We start from the raw sequence: 19,513 nt of genomic DNA on the forward strand, positions 1-19,513 counted from the left end.
GACGGACAGCACATGAACCTGGTACCTGCAACCATACTGACCGGCTTTCTCGGCGCCGGCAAAACCACATTGCTCAACCGCGTCCTGCGCGAGCCGCACGGCCACAGGATCGCGGTAATCGAAAACGAATTCGGACAGGAGAATATCGACAACGAAATCCTGGTCCAGGAAAGCAATGAGCAGATCGTCGAGATGAGCAACGGCTGCGTCTGCTGCACGGTGCGCGGCGACCTCATTCTCGCGCTTGGCGCGCTGGCGCAAAAGCGCGATGCGGGCGAATTGAGTTTCGACCATATCGTGATCGAAACCACCGGACTGGCCAATCCCGGTCCGGTTGCGCAAACCTTTTTCATGGACGATGAAGTTGCCGCGCACTACATGCTCGATGCCGTGATTACCGTGGTCGACGCCAAGCACGCGATGCAGCAACTCGATGAACACGAAGAAGCGCAAAGACAAGTCGGATTCGCGGACAAGCTGCTGCTGTCCAAGACCGACCTAGTCAGCAGTGATGAAGTCGATATGCTGATCTCGCGCCTGAAGCGCATCAATCCGCGCGCACCGATCGGCAAGGTCGATTTCGGCCAGATCCCGATCAGCGACGTCTTTGACCTGCGCGGCTTCAACCTGAACGACAAGCTGGAAATCGATCCCGACTTTCTCGCTGAAGACGAGCACGATCACGAACATCATGCGTGCGGCGATCATTGCGATCACGACCATGGGCATCATGATCATCATCATTCGCACCATTCGGACGAAATCGCCGCTTTTGTCTTCAAGAGCGATCGACCGTTCGATACCGCCAAGCTCGACGAATTTCTAGGCAATCTGGTGCAGGTCTTCGGCCCGCGAATGCTGCGCTACAAGGGCGTACTGTGGATGGATGGCGCGGATCGCAAGGTCGTGTTCCAGGGCGTCCATCAGATGATGGGCACCGATATTGGCGCAAAATGGCCCGAAAACGAAGCGCGCGGCAGCAAAATGGTGTTCATCGGGAAAAATCTTCCGGCAGAAACTTTTATTCGCGGTCTGGAACAGTGTTTGGTATAAACTAACGTTTGATGTAGGTTCAAGCAGCGGAGGTGGTCGTTTGGCAATATGCGTGGAAAAATGTCGCAAGCGGCGCCCGATACGATTCGAATCTCACTGAAACAGCGGGTGTGACGTTTTTCAGGCAGGAGGCGAACAGGTCGAGCGGTTCTTTTTCAGAGGAAAACATGAGCGCAACCGTTACAAGATCCGCCACAAAGGGCACAGCGGCCAAGAGCGTCAAGGGAGCAGCAAAAACTGCCGCATCGAAGAGCACGACGGATACCGCATCTGCCAAGAAGCCCTTGCTGAAAACGGCTGCACGCAAGCAAGCGACGACCACAACGACCACGCCCAAGCCGGGCTCGAAGACTTCCACTGCCGCGACAAAGCCAATTGCCAAACCAAGCAAAGCCACGGTAAAAAACAGTGTAAAATCCGCCGCCAAACCAGCGGCAAAAACCGCCGTCACGGGGACAGCGGCGAAAGAGACAATGACTGCGGCAACGCGCGCAGCCGTCAACAGCGTCGCCCCGAAAACGGCCAATGGAGCAACTGAATCGAAGCCTGCATCACGCATCCCGGCTTCGGCTCGGAGTTCCAAGGAGGCATCCGGTGCTTCTATGAGCGGTAACAATGAAAGCCCCGGATTCATGGATAAAATGGAAAAACCCGTAGTTTCGAAAGTACGCGAAGTGGCTACCAAAACAACGAAATCGACCCCCGCCGCGCCGGCTGACGGCACCTTGTTGACCGAAGAGGAAATCCTCAAGATGAGCGACAAGGACTATATGAACGAGGCCCAGTTGGCCTTCTTCAAGGCGCGCCTGCAGGCCCTGGAGCGGGAACTGCTGAAGAACGCCGGCGAAACGACCGAGCACTTGCGCGAAACCGTGCTGGTGCCCGATCCCGCCGACCGTGCAACCATCGAAGAGGAGCATGCGCTTGAATTGCGTACACGCGATCGTGAACGCAAACTGCTGAAGAAAGTACAACAGTCCATTGCCAGCATCGATGCTGGCGAATACGGCTGGTGTGAAGAGACCGGCGAGCCGATCGGCATCCCGCGCCTGCTGGCACGTCCGACTGCGACCTTGTCGCTGGAAGCGCAACAGCGCCGCGAACTCAAGCAAAAGCTGTACGGCGATTGATCGCCGGAGAACCCGCCAACGGGTTCGGCATTTTCACAACAAGCGTACGTTGCGTTGCAGCGTACGCTTGTTTGTTTTTCCGGCCTCTTCCGGCCTCTTCCGGCGGGCTGCACGCCGGCCCGGAAGAAGCGACATCCAAGGCGCGGCGTGCTGGCAATCCCGCTATCGCTGGATCTCTTGCTTGAGTTCTCTGCTTGTTGAGAAAGCGCCTATTCGCGATGCCATCACGGATGCATGAGTGCCGCCCGATCTGGGCGAATTGGCATCGTCGCGCGGCCTGCGACGCCGCGACGGCCCTCGTTCTCCGCGGACAGTGAAATACGCGGCGTTTGACAAACAATCACCCAACCGCTGTAATGACAAGTCCGCGCGCGATTTGTGTTACCTTTACTATGAAATTCTTCTGCACAAGTTATTGCAGGAGAATCAAACAATAATCAGCTCAGGGAAAACGTGGGGATTTTTTCGCTTTTTGGCAAGAAGGGCGGTCAGCAGGCCAAGCCTGCGGACAAGGATGCCTCTCGCGCAAAACGCCAGACAAACTCGCCTCGCACTGACAGCAGCAAGGCCGGCGCCCGCCCGCAATCGGCCAAGCGCGATGCGCAGGCAGCTCTCGCGACTGCGCAAAAGATCGACGCCATCGAATCGGAGATGTCGTCGGAATTCGTGAATGTGACGACGACGCAAACCGGCAAGACAATTCCCGGCCCCCAGACCATCGCGCCTCCGCCTCCCAAACCCCGCCCTGTAGCAGCGCCGCAACAAACACCGCAAGCCGAATCGAAAAAAAAGGAACCCTCGCCACCGCCACCAGCAGCCAGGCAGGCTGAGGATGACTTCGGCACCACCACCGAATTCCTGCTGGGCGGAGAGACCGCCGTCAGCAATGTCGCCTCGCCGACTTCCGAGGCCACCGCACTGCTCGAAGAGGCCGCGGTGCTCTACGCAAACGGTCAGAATGAAATGGTGGAGCAGATGCTGCGCGCCGCGACCGAAGCAGACAATCTCGGCAGCATGACGCGTACCGCATGGTGGATGCTGTTTGACCTGTACCAGACGCTCGGAAAGCAGCAGGAATTCGAACAACTATCCATCGCATACGCGAACAAGTTCGAAACCTCACCGCCGGCATGGACCGGCATCTGCCAGCAAGGCGTTCGCAACAATGCGGCGTCGAGTGCAGTCCCGATGGTGACTTTTTCCGGCAAACTCGATGACAACAGTGCAAAGTTGATTGAGCGCCTGCAAAAGCTGGCCGAAAGCCATCGTGTGCTGCGCCTTGAGTTCATGCGTATCTCCGAAGTTGCTCCGAGTGGATGTCGACTGTTGCTGGGTGAGCTGAAAAAGCTGCAGAAATCAGGGCATGAACTGATTCTGGTGGGCGCGCCGGAACTGGCTGCAAAGATCCGCGCCATCCTGGAAGTGGGACGGCGCGACGACAGCGAAGATTCCTGGCTGTTGCTGCTGGAAATTCTGCGCCTGCTGAACCGCGAGAGTGAATTCGAGGAGGCCAGCATCGATTACTGCGTCACCTTCGAAGTCTCCCCTCCGGCCTTCGTCGCGCCGAAAAACAAGGTAACCACCGCCGCAGCCGAAGCGCCAGCCAACGCCCAGACCCAGGAAGCCTTCATGATGCCGGCGCTGATCGAGGGAAAGATCGATAACCTGATCCTGGCGATCGCAGCCTATTCGGACGAGCACAGCCCGGCGATCGTCGACTGCTCGCAACTGGCGCGCGTCGATTTCAACGCCGCCGGCCGGATGCTGACCGGTCTCGCGCCCTTCTGCGGCAATGGCAAGCTTATCGAATTCCACCACGTCAACCACCTCGTTGCGGAATTGTTCGCCATGATCGGCCTCAAAGACGTGGTGCGCATCGTTCCGCGCAAGAACTGACATCCCATTCACGACCCGGTGCTTCTACGCCGGCTGAAGGTGTCTGCGGAAAGCGGCCACCATTGCCCCCTCGCGACGCACATCTGCCCATGGGGGCCGGCACTTGGCGATCCGTCGGCTACACTACTTGTAATCCAGCACACAGCCCTTATTTGCAGTGAGATTGCACATCAACATTCACTTCAGAGGCAAGCATGGAACAATTTCACGGCACGACCATCCTGTCCGTGCGTCGCGGCAATATTGTCGCCCTGGGCGGCGATGGCCAGGTAACGCTCGGCAATATCGTCATGAAAGGCACTGCGCGGAAGGTGCGCAAGCTGTATCAGGGCAAGGTATTGGCAGGATTTGCCGGTGGCACTGCCGATGCGTTCACGCTGATCGAGCGCTTTGAAGGCAAGCTCGAGAAGCACCAGGGCAATCTGATGCGTGCCTCGGTGGAGCTGGCCAAGGATTGGCGCACCGACCGCATCCTGCGCCGCCTGGAAGCGATGCTGCTGGTGGCGGACCGTGAATCGACGCTCATCATTACCGGCAATGGCGATGTGCTGGAGCCGGAAAGCGGTATCGGCGCGATCGGCTCTGGCGGCGCCTACGCGCAATCCGCAGCCAAGGCCCTGCAGGACAACACGGAACTGTCACCGGTCGAGATCGTGAAGAAAGCCCTGACGATTGCCGGCGAACTGTGCATCTACACCAATCTGTCGCACACCATCGAAACCCTCGACTGACGCGCAGCGACGCGTCCACATTTCATCATGAACATGACTCCCCAAGAGATAGTTTCCGAACTGGACAAGCACGTGGTCGGCCAGTCGCGTGCCAAGCGCGCGGTGGCGATCGCCTTGCGCAACCGTTGGCGCCGTCAGCAAGTGACGGAACCTCTGCGTCACGAAATCACGCCCAAGAATATCTTGATGATCGGCCCGACCGGCGTGGGCAAGACCGAGATCGCACGTCGCCTGGCGAAACTGGCCGACGCCCCCTTCATCAAGATCGAAGCCACCAAGTTTACCGAGGTCGGTTATGTCGGTCGGGATGTGGACACCATCATCCGCGATCTGATCGACATCGGCATCAAGCAAACACGCGAGTCGGAAATGCGCAAGGTGCGCACGCTTGCGGAAGATGCTGCGGAAGATCGTATCCTCGACGTCCTGCTGCCCCCGGCACGTGATTTCGGTTTCAGTGCTTCGCCCAACGCGAACGAAGGCGAACCGGCCGGCAACACGACGCGCCAGACTTTCCGCAAGCGCTTGCGCGAAGGCGCCCTCGACGACCGCGAGATCGAAATCGAAGTAGCCGATACCGGTCCGCACATGGAAATCATGGCGCCGCCCGGCATGGAAGAAATGACGGAGCAGATCAAGTCGATGTTTTCCGGGCTCGGCGCATCGCGCAAGAAGAAGCGCAAGGTAAAGATCAAGGAAGCGATGAAGCTCCTGATCGAGGAAGAGGCCGCCAAGCTGATCAACGATGACGAACTCAAGCAGAAGGCGATTGCGAACGTCGAGCAGAACGGCATCGTGTTCCTCGACGAGATCGACAAGATCGCGAGCCGCTCCGAAGTCGGCGGAGCCGACGTGTCCCGTGCGGGCGTTCAGCGCGATCTGCTGCCGCTGGTGGAAGGCACGACGGTCAATACCAAGTACGGCATGATCAAGACCGACCACATCCTGTTCATCGCCTCAGGCGCGTTTCATCTTGCCAAGCCTTCCGACCTGATTCCGGAGTTGCAGGGACGTTTTCCGATCCGCGTCGAACTGGAATCCTTGTCGATTGCGGACTTCGAGCGCATCCTGACCAGCACCGATGCCTGCCTCACGCGGCAGTATGAAGCATTGCTCGATACCGAAGGCGTGAAGATCGAATTCACCCAGGACGGCATCCAGCGCATGGCGGAAATCGCGTTTTCGGTGAATGAAAAAACCGAAAATATCGGCGCGCGGCGACTGTACACCGTGATGGAGAAGCTGCTGGAAGAAGTGTCGTTTACGGCCAGCGAATCCTCCGGCAAGACCATCTCGATCGACGCCGCGTATGTGGACGACAAACTCGGCGCGCTGTCCGACAACGAAGACTTGTCGCGCTACGTGTTGTAAGCGCAGTCAAGGCGGGCCCGACGGTCCGCCTTGCATCATTTCATCATGGCTAACAAGGCACTCTCGAAACGGCAGAAGATGATCATCCGGGTCGAGCCCTCGCAACGGGCGCTGAAGCCGCGCAATCCGATTGCGCTGGCGGCAAAACAACGCGTCGCCGGATCTCATCAAAAATCCGAGTCCGCAGGTAGGCAATTGCAGCAACGCCTGTTGAAGAAAGTGATCGGTGAGTCCGACGACTAGCGCAGGACTCGCGCTCGTCTGCCGCGATCAGCGGCTTTGCAAAGGCGTGTTCGGTCCGGCCGTACCCGGCGGAACCGGGTTCGTGAAGGGTGCGTAGGGCTGTGTCGCGGGCGCGGCCGGCGCAGCGTTTTGCGGGCCTGGCGCGGGAACCGGTGCGGGCGTGACGACTTGAGGTGTCGCCGGAATCGGTGTCATTGGCGCAGGCACGGGTGTCGGCGTGACGACCGGAGACGGCAGTCCAGCCGTTGGTGCAGGCATGGCAGCAGCCGAGCTTCCCGATCCGTTGGCAGTCGTTTGCGTCTGTGTTTGGGCCGAGGGAGGCGGACTCACGACCATGGTCGGTGGCGCGGTCGTTGCCGCCGGCGGCGTCATTTGCCCGGGCCGACCGGATACCGCCGGACTCTGGACCGGAGCCGGCGATGCCGGACTCCCCGATGGCGTCATCGCAATACCGCCCTGCCCTTTCGCATTCTCGGGCAACTCCACCCGTTTGGTGCTTCCTCCTTCGGATAGCAAGACATACCCGCGGTGCACCTCTTTTACCTTGACGCCCGGTACGACTTCGGCGTCGACCCGCACCGACTGTGCCGGCTTGCCGTCGGCGCTCAGGATCGCAATGCTGTCGTGCGGATTGCCGGAGAAGATCACGCCTCTCAGTTGATAGTTGCTGGCAACCGCAACCGGCCCTGAGCGCCCGCCAAACAATGCTGCGGCCGCATCCGGGTGTACATCCGCCGCGGCAACGCGCACCGGCGGCGCAACAGGGCGCACCGGCGGCTTGAACAACTGCATCGCCCAATAGGCGGCTGAGGCGCACAGGGCAATGAACATCAAGAAACTCGCAGCAAGCGGCAAGCGCTTCATCACATTCCTTTTTATTTGTTTTGTTATCGCACCAGTTGGTTGATTTCGATAATCGGCATCAACACCGCCAACACAATCAGCAAGACCACCACGCCCATTACCAGGATCAGCGCCGGTTCCAGCAAGCCGGCGATCGTCATCGCGCGCCGTTCCAGATCCTGTTCCTGCGCGTTCGATGCCCGCTCAAGCATCTGGGGCAATTCGCCGGTCACCTCGCCGGCACGAATCATGTGAATCAGCATCGGCGGGAAATGCTTGTGCGCTGATAGTGCGCGCGCCAGGCCCACGCCCTCGCGCACACTGTTGGTCGCTTCTTCCACCTGTTCGCGCATCGCGACGTTGGAGAGTGTATCGCGGCTGGTTTGCAGCGCTCGCAGTATGGGCACGCCGGAACCGGTCGTGATGGCCAGCGTGCTGGCGAAACGCGCGGTGTTCAGGCTGCGTTCGAACTTGCCATACAACGGTGCATTCAACAGCCAGCGATGCCAGCGATACTTGACGTCCGGATTCTTCAATGCCGTGCGCCATGCGAACAAACCGCCGACAAGAGCCAGCAGGACGATCCAGCCATAACTGCGCACGAAATCGGAAATCGCCAGCATGATGACGGTCAGGATCGGCAGCTTCTGCTTGGTGTTCGCAAAGACCGACACGATCTGCGGCACCACATAGGCAAGCAGGAAGATCACGATGGAAAATGCCACGACCGTCACGATGGCCGGATAGGTGAATGCAAGCCGCACCTTTTGCACCAGCGAATTGCGACGCTCGATATAGTCGGCCAGACGCGACAGCACATGCGACAACTGGCCGATCTGTTCGCCGGATGCGACCAGCGCGCGATAGATATCGGCGAAGTCGCGCGGATGTCGCGACAAGGCGTCGGACAAGGAGGCGCCGCCCATCACTTCGGAACGGATCGATGCCACCAGATCGCGCACGTAGGGTCGCTCGGCTTGTTCCAGCAAGGCGGTGAAGGCTTGTTCCAGCGGCAAACTGGCTTCGAGCAGGCTGGCGAGCTGGCGCGTAAAAAGGGCAAGCTCGGTGGTCGACAAGCGGTCGCCGAAAGCCCGGATCCTGGTCTGCCCCAGCTCATCGACCTGGGTGGCGATGGCATCGACCACGATGGGCACCAAGCCTTGCGAGCGCAGGTCCGAGCGCGCCGAGCGCGCACTGTCGGCATTGACCACGCCCTTCTTGGTGGCCCCTGCGGCATCGACGGCTTCGTAGCGGAATGCCGGCATCGTTTACTCTTTCGTTACGCGCAGCAATTCCGCCTGCGTGGTAGTGCCGTCGGCAAGCCAGCGCTCGCCGTCCTCACGCATGGTGCGCATGCCGTTTCTCTGCGCGGTGGCACGAATTTCCGCTTCCGATGTCTGGTCGTGGATCTGCGCGCGGATCTGATCGGTCGTCAACAGCAATTCATACACGCCGACACGGCCCTGGTAACCCGTGTGCCCGCACTTGTCGCAGCCGACCGCGTGCCACTCCTGTCCGTCATGCCGACGGCATACCGGGCACAGCTTGCGCACCAGACGCTGCGCAACGACGCCGAGCAACGACGACGAGAGCAGGAAAGGTTCGATGCCCATGTCGAGCAGACGCGTGACCGCCGCCGCCGAATCGTTCGTGTGCAGGGTCGCCAGCACGAGGTGACCGGTGAGCGATGCCTGCACAGCGATCTGTGCCGTTTCAAGATCGCGGATCTCGCCGATCATGATGATGTCCGGGTCTTGGCGCAGGATCGCGCGCAATGCCTTGGCAAAGGTCATGTCGATGCGCGCATTGACCTGGGTCTGGCCGACGCCCGGCAATTCGTATTCGATCGGATCTTCGACCGTCAGGATATTGGTGGTCGGCGTGTTCAGCCGCGACAGCGCCGCATACAAGGTCGTGGTCTTGCCGGAACCGGTCGGGCCCGTGACCAGCACGATGCCGTGCGGCTGGCTGATCAGTTCGTCGAATTGCTTCTGCACATCGGCGCTCATGCCGAGATGCCCCAGGTCGAGCCGGCCGCCTTCCTTGTCGAGCAGACGCAGCACCGCGCGCTCACCGTGACCGGTGGGCAGAGTCGATACGCGCACATCCACCGGCTTGCCGCCGATGCGCAATGTGATGCGGCCGTCCTGCGGCAGACGTTTTTCCGCGATGTCGAGTTGCGCCATGATCTTGATGCGCGAAATCAGCGATGCGTGGATGGCTTTCTTCGGCCGCACGATGTCGCGCAGCGCACCGTCGACGCGAAAGCGCACGACGGATATCTGCTCAAAGGGTTCGATGTGGATGTCCGATGCTTCTTCGCGCAAGGCCTGTGTGAGCAGTGCATTGATCATGCGGATCACCGGTGCATCGTCAGCCGATTCCAGCAGGTCTTCGATGGCCGGCATGTCCAGCATCAGCTTGGTCAGGTCGAGATCCGATTCCACTTCGTCGACCACTTGCGCGGCGTCGCTTCCGGAATTGGCATAGGCTTTCGCAATGGCCGCTTCCAGATCTTCGCGCGGCAAGGACTTGAGCTTGACGCGGCCGAAGCGGCGGCTGACTTCCGCGATGGCGGAAGGTACGGTTGCTTCCGACACCCACACCTCGACGGCATTGCCGGCCGTTTCGCTGCGACGCGCAAGCAGCGCGTGGTCGCGGGCGAATGCGTAAGGTAAAAGGCGGGCGTCGGTCATGGTATTGCTCATTGCTGTCTGCTTGGGTTCTGATCTGTTGGTGGTGGGGCCGCCGGCACGGGCGCTGTCGCTGGCGCAGCCGGCGGGGTCTCGCGCTCCGGTCGCGGCGGCAGGTTCAGCAGGGAACCGCCAACCGGGCGGCCATTCTGCATGGGCGGCAGTACCGGCACGTTGACATTCGGCAGCACCGCCGACGGCGCCTGTTGCGTATTCATCTGGATGTTGCGGATGAATTCATAACGATCGCCTGCAACATTGTTGCTCTGTTCGCTGGTCCGGATGACGGTCGGCCGCAGGAACACCATCAGGTTGGTCTTGTTCCCGCTGCGGGTGCGGTACTTGAACAGGTTGCCGACCACGGGGATATCACCCAGTCCGGGCACCTTTTCCTCGTTGTCCGATGCCCTGTCCTCGATCAGGCCGCCGAGCACGATGATTTCGCCATCGTCAACCAGCACGTTGGTTTCGATCGAACGCTTGTTGGTCACGATGTCCGACGCCTTGCTGGTGGTCTGAATATTCGATGTTTCCTGGTAAATCGCCATCTTGACTGTGCCGCCTTCGGAAACCTGCGGACGCACGCGCAAGGACAAGCCCACGTCGCGGCGCTCGATGGTCTGGAACGGATTCTGCGCACCGGAAGCCGCCGTGGTGAAGGTGCCGGTAATGAATGGCACGTTCTGGCCGACAATGATCCGCGCCTCTTCATTGTCGAGCGTAATCAGGTTCGGCATGGACAAGATGTTGGCGTTGCCTTCCGATTCCAGTGCGCGGGCCAATGCCCCCAGCGTGAGCGAACCGTTCACCTGCTTGAAGATGCCGACATTGATGCCGTTGCTGGGCGCAATCGGATTGCCGGTGGTTGCCTTTGAGACTGCCTGGGCGATGAGATTGTTCCCGCCCTGCCCGAATCCGCTGGCGATGCCGAGCCGGTAATTGCTGGTCGCGTCGCCGGTCAGTCCGGCCCACTGGATGCCGAATTCGGCAGCCTTGTCTGCGGTAACCTCGACAATCAGCGATTCGACATAGACTTGCGCGCGGCGTGCATCGAGCTGATCGATGACGGCACGCAGGTTGCGATACACCGACTCGTTGGCGGTAATGATCAGCGCATTGGTCGCCGGATCCGCCTGAATGAAGCCAGCCGGCCCGCCGGTTGGCAAGGCAGTCGGGGTCGGCGACGAAGGCGACAAAGAGCCTTGTCCGAGCTGCCCTTGCTGGCCTTGCTGCCCCATCGCAAATCCGGGCTGTTGCGCCTGTTGCTGCGGCTGCGGCGTTGTGGTGCCCGCCTGTTGCGTGCTGCTGTCGGAAGCAACCACTGCACGCAGCGTTTGCGCCAGCCGGACGGCGTCGGCGTTCCTGAGATACACCACGTGCACATTGCCCGGCTGCGCGGTCGGCTGATCCAGCTTGGCGATCAGCGATTTGGCAAGATTGGAACGGGCCACCGATGGCGCGCGCACGATCAGGGAATTGGTGCGCGAATCGGCCAGCACCGACATGGTGCCTGCGGCGCCGCCCGGAACCGGGCCGGCACTCTGCTCCACCAGCCGGTTGACCGTCGTCGCGAGGTCGGTGGCGATGGCATAGCGCACCGGAACGACATCCAGGTCACCGACGGCCGGCGTGTCGAGCGCGGCAATGATCCTGCCAAGCCGCTTCAGGTTGTCCGCATAATCGGTAATGACGATGCTGTTGTTGCCGGGATTGACGTTGATCGTGTTGTTCGGCGAAATCAGCGGGCGCAGCACCTGTACCAGGTTGTTTGCCGACTCGTAGTTGAGACGGAAGATCTGCGTGGCGATCTGGTCGCCCCGTACGTCGGTCGGCCGGGTCGGGCCGGCCTGCAGTTTCGCATCGGCTTCCGGCACCACCTTGGTGTAGCCGTCGATCTTGACCATGGCAAAGCCCTGCAGGCGCAGTACGGATGCGAGCAGCTCCATGGCCTGCGGCTTGGTGACCGGCTTTTCGGATACCAGGTTGATGGTGCCCTTGACGCGCGGATCGATGACGAAAGTGGTCCGGGTATAGTGGCCGATCGCCTTGATGACCGATTCGATGTCGGCGCCCACAAAATTCAGGGTCGCCTGGTTGGACGAGGGATCTTGTGCATAAACGGGCTGGAAGCTCGTCGTCATTGCGCACAACAACAAGGCGGTTGCTCCTACTTTGCGCCAACCCGCCGGCCTTTGTAATGTTTCTGCTGATTGATTTTTTTTCATTTGAACTCTAGCGCGATAACATCCTTGTCGCCTTCTCTTCGGCGTTGTCCCAGCAAATTCAAGAGATTTGCCAACCTTTCTTCCTGTCCTGCTTCCGCTTCTGCCTTTCCTGAAAACTGCAGACGTCCGTTCGACAACGTCCCATTGCCGCTCAACAACATCGGCCCTTGCAGTGTCTTCAACGCAAGTTGTGCCTGCCGGCCGCGCCAATCCATTATCAATTGGTAATCCCCAAGCGGTTTGATCGGTGACAGACGCGAAGCAATGTCGCTCATCCGCAAGGTCATCGTACCAACCACTTCCAGACCGCCTCCCTGCCTCGCGACCTGCAAGGGAGTCCATGACAATCGCATCTGGCCCGAGGGCCGAATCGTGTTCAGCGGCGCACCCAATCCCGCCAGTCGTTCCGCAGGCAAGGAAACACTTGCCGGGCTCACCTGCCATTGATACCAGCTTCCGGCGATGGCGACCGCTTGCGACAGTGCCGCCGGATTCTCCAGGTGCAGATCGACCTGCCCCAACAGCACCAGCGGCGACAAGCGCCATGCGAAGCGACCGGGCAACAGCGGCGTCACCGGATCGGCACCGCTCGGCGCACCGCCGATGAAGGCGGAGCCCCGCCATAGGGTGCCCTGCGCATCACCGAGCGTCAAGCGCCCGCCGGTCTGCCTCTCGAGAATCGCCGCCATCCATGCCGCCGGGCAAAACACGATCACGGTCAACAGGATGGTCGCGGCGCCCGCGAGCAACCATATCACGAGGCGGCGCACGGCATCTCCATCCGGTCATGAGTCCGCATCATTGCTCGCTTTTCTGCTGGCGCAGGGTGAAGCTGGCATTGACCATATCGGGCTGCGTCAGTGCTTCGACCTTGGCATCGACCACCGACACGCGGGCGGTACGCTGCATGTCCGCCAGCCAGTCGGTGATGCCGGCGAAGGACACGCTGCTCAATTGAAGCTTCGCCATTTCGCCCGTCACGGTAACACTCTGCGGCTTCAATCCCTTGCCAGCGAGAGCCGCCTCGATGCTCTCCCTGGTCATCGTCGTCACCGGACCGGCGTTCTTGCGCGACGCGTTCGACGATTCCCTTGCCAGTGCCTGCACCTCGGCGGCCTGCTGGCGCAAGGCCGGCAGTTTCTTCGCCATCTCGGCGCGGCCGCTGAGCGCAGGATCGATGAACAAGACGTAGATCAGGCCGAGCACGATGACGGCAATGGCCGCCAGCAGCATGTTCTGCTCGCGCTTGTTGCGTTCGCTCCAGAACATCGACAGCGACTGCTTCAGGCCGCTCAACTGAGTGGTGCTTGCGTTCCTTGCGTTCCTCACGTTCATTTTGCGCTCCTGACCAGCCAGGTGCCGGTGGCGGGCTCCGTGGCAGTTACATTGCGTGCGGCCAGCGCACCGCGCATTTGCTCCAGCGAAACACCCGCATCGGGCTTGAATTTGACGGTCAGGGCGCGGTCGTGATAGTCCAGCGAAGCCACGACGGACCCGCTCTTGCCGGCGCCGGACAAGGCTTCGCCAACTGCCGCAGACAGCGCGAGAAAATCGTCCGGAGCGATTTCGCCGGACTCACGTTGCGCGGATGCCATCTTCTGCCGCAGTTGCGCCAGCGGATCGACAATGACGGTGTCTTTCGGATAAGCGGACTTATAGGTCTGGATCATGCCGTTGCGCAGCACCTCGGCCTCGCGCTTCATGCGCACCCAGTCGACGTTCAGGCCGATGATATTGATCAGCAGCACAGCCGCCGCCAGCGCAAGCGGCCAGCGCCATGGGCGCCAGTCGAAACTGGGACCGCTTGCCGCACCCAATCCGCTCATCATGTCGATCGAGGTCTTGCTCGCGCCGGCGATCCAGCGCTGCCAGCTGTCGGCATGAATGGTGATGCGCTCCTGCAAGGGCGGTGCGACATGCAAGGACTCCTCGTAGTCGCGTACGCGGGCCTGCGGCACGTACAGGTCGATCGGCCCGTGCGGCACGACCGCATTCAAGGACTGCATCGCGTCGAATGCCGCCGACTCGGGTTGATCGGCAACGATCGACAGGCCGATGCCGTCCTGTTCGCCCATGCGCACGGCGATGTCGATATCGGTGCCGTGCTCGGACACGGCCGCGCTTGCCGCCTCATTTCTGCGCGGCAGGGACAACTGCGAAGGCACGGCGCTGATGCTGCGCGCGCCGAGTCCGGTCAAGGTCCTGTTCAATATCTCCAGCCATGAGCGCTGCACAACAGCGACCGTGCGCACGCCTTCATGCATCTCGCCGCCAACGACAATGCACTCGGCGGGATCGCTCATCAACTGGTCTTCCACCAGATTGGGCAGCGCCGCTTTCAGGCGCGCGCCGGACAGGGGCGGCATTTTCACGCGCAGCAAGGTCACATCGCTCGCCGCGAGCAGCAAGACCGTGCGTTGGGATTTGCCGGCCAGTTCGGATAATTCGGACAGCGCCGCCACCCCTTCCCGCTCGATCGCGCCGCTGTTGCCCGCCGACGCGAACTGGCAATACAGCGGCATGCCGGGTTGCTGGCTCTCGGCGGTGGCGTGCGATGGCAGCCGGATATACAGTGTGCTCAAGATATCTCTTTCTTCTTAGTTTTCTCGGATCCAGCGAATTTTCGGATTGCTGCGGTCGTCCGGGCGCTCGATCAAGGCCTGCATGTCCATCGTTGCGCGGCTCAGGCGTACCTTGCCATTCACGAGGAAATAGTTGGTATTGACCGATATCGTGCCCTGCTTGGCCGTCGCCTGCTTCGGCAAGAGACTGGTGAATTCACCGGTGGTCTTGAACCAGGCGCTTTCCCGGTTAACAACCAATGATGCGGCCTCCGAAAGCGACAGTGTAGCAATTCTCGCCGACAGGACCTCCGGCGCGGCAGTATTGACGTTGATCGTAGTCTTCATCGGCAAAACCACAATGAAATCCCTCAACTTTGCGAGTATCTCCGGGGTGAAGCCGGGCACGGCGAGCAAATCATCCACATACGATATCGTCAGCGGCTGCGATTGCGGAGTCGTACTGCCGGTTGCTGCGGCCGGGCGGCTGAGTGCTGACTGCATTAACTCCGCCGTAGCGCGGGCAAGCGCCGGGTTCTGTCCGACATTGGTCAGCAACTTCCCGAAGGCAGCCACCTCGTCCGCGTCAATCGGCCCGCTCGGTGGCGGGCACAGATTGGTGATGTTGAAGCGCGACTGCGCATCAACAATGCCACCGGAAAGCGCGGCATCGGGGACGTCGGTTTCCGCCCGTCCGTTCTCCACATATTGATCGAGCCGGGTCTCGGCAAGAGGAACCGCCCAGGGTTCGCCGAGATGATCAACCTCACTACGGATGCGCATGTCGCTCTTTTTGTCCTCGCGCAAGATCAGCTTGGTCCAGTCCAGTGCCCCGCGCAGTATCCACTGCTTCTGCAACTGCAGGCGCTGGTTTTCGATCGACCGCACCTGTACCTGCTGCTGCCAGAACAGGCTGGCGACGATGGTGATCGCCAGTGTGGTCAACAGCAAGGCAGTGATGACCGCCACGCCGCGCTGACGCAGGAGGGGGCGCATTCTCATGCCGGCCCCAGCAGAAAGATCTTGACCAGCCTGACGCCGCGGTTGCGCATGTGCAAAGCCACTTCGACGCCGCTCGGCACCGCCGCGTTGAAGGGCGTCGCTCCCTGCGCGGGTGTGGATGGCGGCGCGGGCGCGGGCGTGGGCGCGATGCTCGCATCGGTGGTCCATCCGGTGCTTTCCTTCCAGACCCGGATGGCCATATTGTCGATGTCAGAATTCAGGGCAACTGCCGGGCCGATTTCTCCGTTGCTGGTCGCCGCCTTCCATGCCGCATCCAGTTCGCTCAAATCCCGCGTGGCGAGCGATTCCCGGCGAATCAATACCCCGTTCTCGAGCCGATAGCTGACCACCTGGACGCGCGAGGGCTGATTTTCGGCAAATACGGTGCGCACCAGGCTCAGTCTTCCGGCCTGCGCATCGAGTATCTGCCGCCCCGCTCCGATCGTGCCCTGGTCCACAATGTTGCCGCAATCGCTCTGCATCTGCGCGAACGCGAGCTGCAACCCGCGCGTCTCTTCCAGTTCACTGGTCAGCGCTACACGCGCCCGGATGATGCTGTCGAGTCCGCGCCAACCAAGCACCGCAACGATGGCCAGCACACTGATGGCCACCAGCAATTCGATCAAGGTGAAACCGCGGCGTTTCCCGTTCATCATCATCCCTGCGACACCACTTGAGCGAGCTTGATGATGCGGCGATCCATGTTGTCGCCGTCGAACACGCTGACCTCGACACGTCGGAAAAACGGGTTCGGCGTGGCGAACACTTCCTCTTCGCAGGTCAGGCGCAGATCGCCTTGCGAGCAGTCGAAGCTGCGCTTGCCGAAAGCCGGATATTCATGCGCGAGACGAATTTGTGCCAGGCGGTTTTCGGCCGACCAGGTCGCCATCATCGATGCGCGCAAGCCATTGCTGTTCTGCGTCAGGCTGCCGACTGCACGCAGGCTCGCACCCAGCGCCGTGCCGACGATGACCAGCGCCACCAGCACTTCGAGCAGCGTGAATCCCGAGTTCCTGGAGAGGCGGCGACGCATGCGTTCACTCCACGACGAAATGGCCGATGCCGTCGGCGCGGACTGCGACGTTGGCATCACCCGCCGCCATGGTCAGCACGAACGGTTTGTCGACCGGTTCGCGGCCGAAGATGATGCGCAGCGGATTGTTTTCTGCGGCGACCGTCGGGCTGATCGACAAGGCGAGCGGCGCCCGCTTGAATTCACGTTCATGCAGCAAATCGTCTTGCGACAGCGGTTCCCACTTGTCGCCATCGCGGATCAGGAAACGGTAGCGTTCGGAATCCGCTTCGAATGCAATCGGGCGATTGCGCACGATCGCCTCATCGCGCGCGAGCTGCAACAGGAGCGCGATGCGTTGCGCTTCGTTCTGCAATGCCTGCCGCTCGCTCGGCATCGCGTTGAATGCGACCACACCCATCAGAATGCCGGCGATTACCAGCACCACCAGCAATTCAAGCAAGGTGAAGCCGCGCACCTGTTTCATGCGGGGCCCGCGCGCGGCGTACGAGAGAGAAGCGTTGACTATAGATCCCACGAACCAATATCTGCGTCGTTACCGGTGCCGCCCGGCTGTCCGTCGGCCCCGTAGGAGAAAACATCGACCTCGCCTTTGACTCCCGGGGACAGGTATTGATACGGATTTCCCCATGGATCCTTCGGCAATTTGTCGATATACCCTCCGCTCTTCCAGCCATTCGCTGCGGGGCCGCTGGTCGGCTTGGCGATCAAGGCCTGCAAGCCCTGCTCGGTGGTCGGATAACGCTGGTTGTCCAGTTTGTACAGCTTGAGTGCCTGCATCAGGGTTGCTATATCCTGCTTGGCGGCAGTGATGCGCGCGTCGTCGGCACGGCCCATCAGCTTGGGCACCACCAACGCCGCCAGAATACCCATGATGACAACCACCACCATGATTTCAATCAGGGTAAAGCCGCGGCTGACGGCCTTGGCAAGCTTGCGGCGTGGCGAAAAGGCAAGGTTATCAATCATGGAAGTTTCTTTTCGAGAATGACAAATGAACATTAGTATAAAGCCAAGGGAGTACATCGGCTTGCCCCAACGCAAGCTGCATACTTCCGAATAGTGAAAAGAGGTCAGACAGCAGCATGTGGAAAAAGTGCTGCAAAGCACAAAATTTGCGGGGTTTCTGCCTTTTGGGTGTTTGATTCCTGGACGTATTTTCCCGTTTCGCAGAAAGACAAAATTCTTTCCCGGAACCGGCGGCGACGTTGATTTGCAGGGCACAAGGCGCCATTTCAAGCTTGGGCGACGTATTGTCCGCGCACGTAGTAACGGGCGATTACCCGTTCCTCGGCGCCAAGGCGAACAATGACTCTCCCTACAACTTCAATGGAGACAAGATCATGGCTGCCAAAACCATCCTCATGCTGGTCGGCGATTTCGGTGAAGACTATGAAATCATGGTTCCGTTCCAGGCCTTGCGCGCCGTGGGGCATGAAGTCCACGCGGTGTGTCCGGACAAGAAGGCGGGCGATTTTGTCGTCACCGCGATCCACGATTTCGAGGGCCACCAGACCTATTCCGAAAAGCCGGGTCATCGCTTCACTCTGACACACGATTTCAATGCAGTGCAACCGGCTTCCTATGACGCGTTGCTGATTCCCGGCGGGCGTGCCCCTGAATATCTGCGGCTCAACGCGACGCTGCTGGAAACCGTGCGCCACTTCGCACAAGCGAAAAAACCGATTGCCGCGATCTGTCACGGCGCGCAGATCCTCGCGGCGGCTGGCGTTCTTGAAGGAAAACGCTGCTCGGCCTATCCCGCCTGTCGTCCGGAAGTCGAGCAGGCAGGCGGACATTATGCCGACATTGCAGTGGACGCAGCGGTAACCGACGGCAATATCGTCAGCGCGCCGGCCTGGCCCGCGCATCCGGCATGGATTGCGCAATTCCTCAAATTGCTCGGGACGGAGATTGTGCTATAACCGTAGCACACGACCGCAATACAACCATCGCAGGAGCGCCCATGTGTGAAATCTTCGTCAAGGCCGATCCACACCTCTACGAATGCCGTGCGCGCTCCATCCGACTGCACGGTGCAGTCACATCCATCCGTCTGGAAAATCTGTTCTGGCATGCGCTGGAAGAAATCGCGACGCGCGACGGCATGAGCGTCAATCAGCTGATCACCAAGCTGTACGACGAACTGGTCGAATACCGGGGTGAAATCGACAATTTCACCTCCTTCCTGCGCGTATGTTGCCTGCGCTACCTGTCGCTGATGGTCGACGGCGCGATCTCCACCGACAAGCGCATACCGCTTGCGGGTACCAAATTGATGACCGGCGGTGCGCCGACGATGAACAACGGAACAAACATGATGCTGATACAGTATCGATAAAACCCGCATCGAGCAAGGAGATTGCCAATGTCGCTACACCACGCCACATCCGGAGAAAAAATCGATATTCACCCGCTCGGCGACAAGCTGACGCAAACCGCGTCGACTGCGCTGCTGAGAACGGCAGACCTTGAAGTGATGCGCGTCGTGCTGGCAAAAGGAAGGTCCGTTCCCGAACATCATGTCTCTGGGGAAATCACGATTCAATGTATCGAGGGAACGGTGGAAGTGCAGGCGCATGACAAGTCGCAGGTCTTGACGGCCAGTGAAATGCTCTATCTTGAAGGCAACGTGCCGTATGCGTTGAATGCCCTGGAAAATACATCGGTGCTGATGACGATCCTGCGCAAGCCTGAGCCAACTGACTCAGATGCCGCCAAGTATGACTGAA

Annotated in this window: 22 protein-coding genes; 9 read left to right on the plus strand and 13 right to left on the minus strand. The window is 60.3% G+C overall.

Translation table 11 applies throughout. The annotated features are described in order from the left end of the window. Positions 1-12: 12 nt before the first annotated feature. A complete protein-coding gene (locus VJ651_RS12490; RefSeq protein ID WP_324107767.1) occupies positions 13-1,053 on the plus strand; it encodes a GTP-binding protein in 1,041 nt (346 codons plus the stop codon). Between the two features lie 19 nt (positions 1,054-1,072). Here VJ651_RS12490 and VJ651_RS12495 read toward each other — a convergent pair whose 3' ends face one another. Beyond that, on the minus strand, positions 1,073-1,636 hold the full coding sequence (locus VJ651_RS12495; protein WP_324107768.1) for a hypothetical protein: 564 nt from the start codon (positions 1,634-1,636) through the stop codon (positions 1,073-1,075). 58 nt (positions 1,637-1,694) lie between these two features. On the opposite strand from VJ651_RS12495, the gene dksA reads away from it, so the two are divergent. From dksA to VJ651_RS12520, 5 genes are all read left to right on the plus strand, one after another. Continuing rightward, complete coding sequence (gene dksA / locus VJ651_RS12500; protein WP_247869483.1) at positions 1,695-2,183, plus strand: RNA polymerase-binding protein DksA; 489 nt, start codon at positions 1,695-1,697, stop codon at positions 2,181-2,183. A gap of 453 nt (positions 2,184-2,636) precedes the next feature. Then, positions 2,637-4,079: a hypothetical protein gene (locus VJ651_RS12505; protein WP_324107769.1), complete on the plus strand. Its 1,443-nt coding sequence runs from the start codon at positions 2,637-2,639 to the stop codon at positions 4,077-4,079. Between the two features lie 194 nt (positions 4,080-4,273). Continuing rightward, positions 4,274-4,810 (plus strand): ATP-dependent protease subunit HslV, encoded by a 537-nt coding sequence (gene hslV / locus VJ651_RS12510; protein WP_136413480.1) that lies wholly within the window; start codon positions 4,274-4,276, stop codon positions 4,808-4,810. A 27-nt stretch (positions 4,811-4,837) separates the two neighbouring features. Next, positions 4,838-6,181, plus strand: coding sequence for an ATP-dependent protease ATPase subunit HslU (gene hslU / locus VJ651_RS12515; RefSeq protein WP_324107770.1), 1,344 nt, complete (start codon positions 4,838-4,840; stop codon positions 6,179-6,181). 45 nt (positions 6,182-6,226) lie between these two features. Further along, a complete protein-coding gene (locus tag VJ651_RS12520) occupies positions 6,227-6,424 on the plus strand; it encodes a hypothetical protein (protein ID WP_324107771.1) in 198 nt (65 codons plus the stop codon). Positions 6,425-6,451: 27 nt separating this feature from the next. Here the strand turns inward: VJ651_RS12520 and VJ651_RS12525 are convergent, their stop codons facing one another. From VJ651_RS12525 to gspG, 12 genes are all read right to left on the minus strand, one after another. Continuing rightward, positions 6,452-7,288 (minus strand): type II secretion system protein N, encoded by an 837-nt coding sequence (locus VJ651_RS12525; protein ID WP_324107772.1) that lies wholly within the window; start codon positions 7,286-7,288, stop codon positions 6,452-6,454. Between the two features lie 23 nt (positions 7,289-7,311). Further along, complete coding sequence (gene gspF / locus VJ651_RS12530; RefSeq protein ID WP_324107773.1) at positions 7,312-8,532, minus strand: type II secretion system inner membrane protein GspF; 1,221 nt, start codon at positions 8,530-8,532, stop codon at positions 7,312-7,314. 3 nt (positions 8,533-8,535) lie between these two features. Continuing rightward, positions 8,536-9,975, minus strand: coding sequence for a type II secretion system ATPase GspE (gspE, locus tag VJ651_RS12535; protein WP_324107774.1), 1,440 nt, complete (start codon positions 9,973-9,975; stop codon positions 8,536-8,538). Next, a complete protein-coding gene (gspD, locus tag VJ651_RS12540; RefSeq protein ID WP_324107775.1) occupies positions 9,972-12,116 on the minus strand; it encodes a type II secretion system secretin GspD in 2,145 nt (714 codons plus the stop codon). Before gspD ends, gspE begins: the two co-directional genes overlap by 4 nt. Positions 12,117-12,181: 65 nt before the next feature. Then, complete coding sequence (locus VJ651_RS12545; RefSeq protein ID WP_324107776.1) at positions 12,182-12,955, minus strand: type II secretion system protein N; 774 nt, start codon at positions 12,953-12,955, stop codon at positions 12,182-12,184. A 28-nt stretch (positions 12,956-12,983) separates the two neighbouring features. After that, positions 12,984-13,520 (minus strand): type II secretion system protein GspM, encoded by a 537-nt coding sequence (gene gspM / locus VJ651_RS12550; protein ID WP_324107777.1) that lies wholly within the window; start codon positions 13,518-13,520, stop codon positions 12,984-12,986. Continuing rightward, positions 13,517-14,767, minus strand: coding sequence for a type II secretion system protein GspL (gene gspL / locus VJ651_RS12555; RefSeq protein WP_324107778.1), 1,251 nt, complete (start codon positions 14,765-14,767; stop codon positions 13,517-13,519). Before gspL ends, gspM begins: the two co-directional genes overlap by 4 nt. Before the next feature lie 15 nt (positions 14,768-14,782). Further along, positions 14,783-15,748: a type II secretion system minor pseudopilin GspK gene (gene gspK / locus VJ651_RS12560; RefSeq protein WP_324107824.1), complete on the minus strand. Its 966-nt coding sequence runs from the start codon at positions 15,746-15,748 to the stop codon at positions 14,783-14,785. Then, positions 15,745-16,401, minus strand: a complete 657-nt coding sequence (locus VJ651_RS12565) for a PulJ/GspJ family protein (protein ID WP_324107779.1) — start codon at positions 16,399-16,401, stop codon at positions 15,745-15,747. Before VJ651_RS12565 ends, gspK begins: the two co-directional genes overlap by 4 nt. Positions 16,402-16,403: 2 nt before the next feature. Next, entirely contained in the window at positions 16,404-16,781 is a 378-nt protein-coding gene (gene gspI / locus VJ651_RS12570; protein WP_324107780.1) for a type II secretion system minor pseudopilin GspI, read from the minus strand. Positions 16,782-16,785: 4 nt separating this feature from the next. Beyond that, positions 16,786-17,247: a type II secretion system minor pseudopilin GspH gene (gspH, locus tag VJ651_RS12575; RefSeq protein ID WP_324107781.1), complete on the minus strand. Its 462-nt coding sequence runs from the start codon at positions 17,245-17,247 to the stop codon at positions 16,786-16,788. Between the two features lie 38 nt (positions 17,248-17,285). Further along, entirely contained in the window at positions 17,286-17,750 is a 465-nt protein-coding gene (gspG, locus tag VJ651_RS12580; protein ID WP_324107782.1) for a type II secretion system major pseudopilin GspG, read from the minus strand. Between the two features lie 374 nt (positions 17,751-18,124). Between gspG and VJ651_RS12585 the strand changes: the two genes are divergently transcribed. Genes VJ651_RS12585 through VJ651_RS12595 form a run of 3 tightly spaced genes read left to right on the plus strand, consistent with a single transcriptional unit; the run spans position 18,125 to position 19,512 of the window. Further along, positions 18,125-18,706 carry a DJ-1/PfpI family protein gene (locus tag VJ651_RS12585; RefSeq protein ID WP_324107825.1) on the plus strand — a complete coding sequence of 194 codons (582 nt, stop codon included), beginning with the start codon at positions 18,125-18,127 and terminating at the stop codon, positions 18,704-18,706. 41 nt (positions 18,707-18,747) lie between these two features. Next, positions 18,748-19,122 (plus strand): ribbon-helix-helix domain-containing protein, encoded by a 375-nt coding sequence (locus VJ651_RS12590; protein ID WP_324107783.1) that lies wholly within the window; start codon positions 18,748-18,750, stop codon positions 19,120-19,122. Positions 19,123-19,149: 27 nt separating this feature from the next. Continuing rightward, complete coding sequence (locus VJ651_RS12595) at positions 19,150-19,512, plus strand: cupin domain-containing protein (protein WP_324107784.1); 363 nt, start codon at positions 19,150-19,152, stop codon at positions 19,510-19,512. Position 19,513 lies beyond the last annotated feature (1 nt).

Source organism: Noviherbaspirillum sp. (genome assembly GCF_035254865.1).
In the GTDB taxonomy this organism is placed as follows: Bacteria; Pseudomonadota; Gammaproteobacteria; order Burkholderiales; family Burkholderiaceae_D; genus Noviherbaspirillum.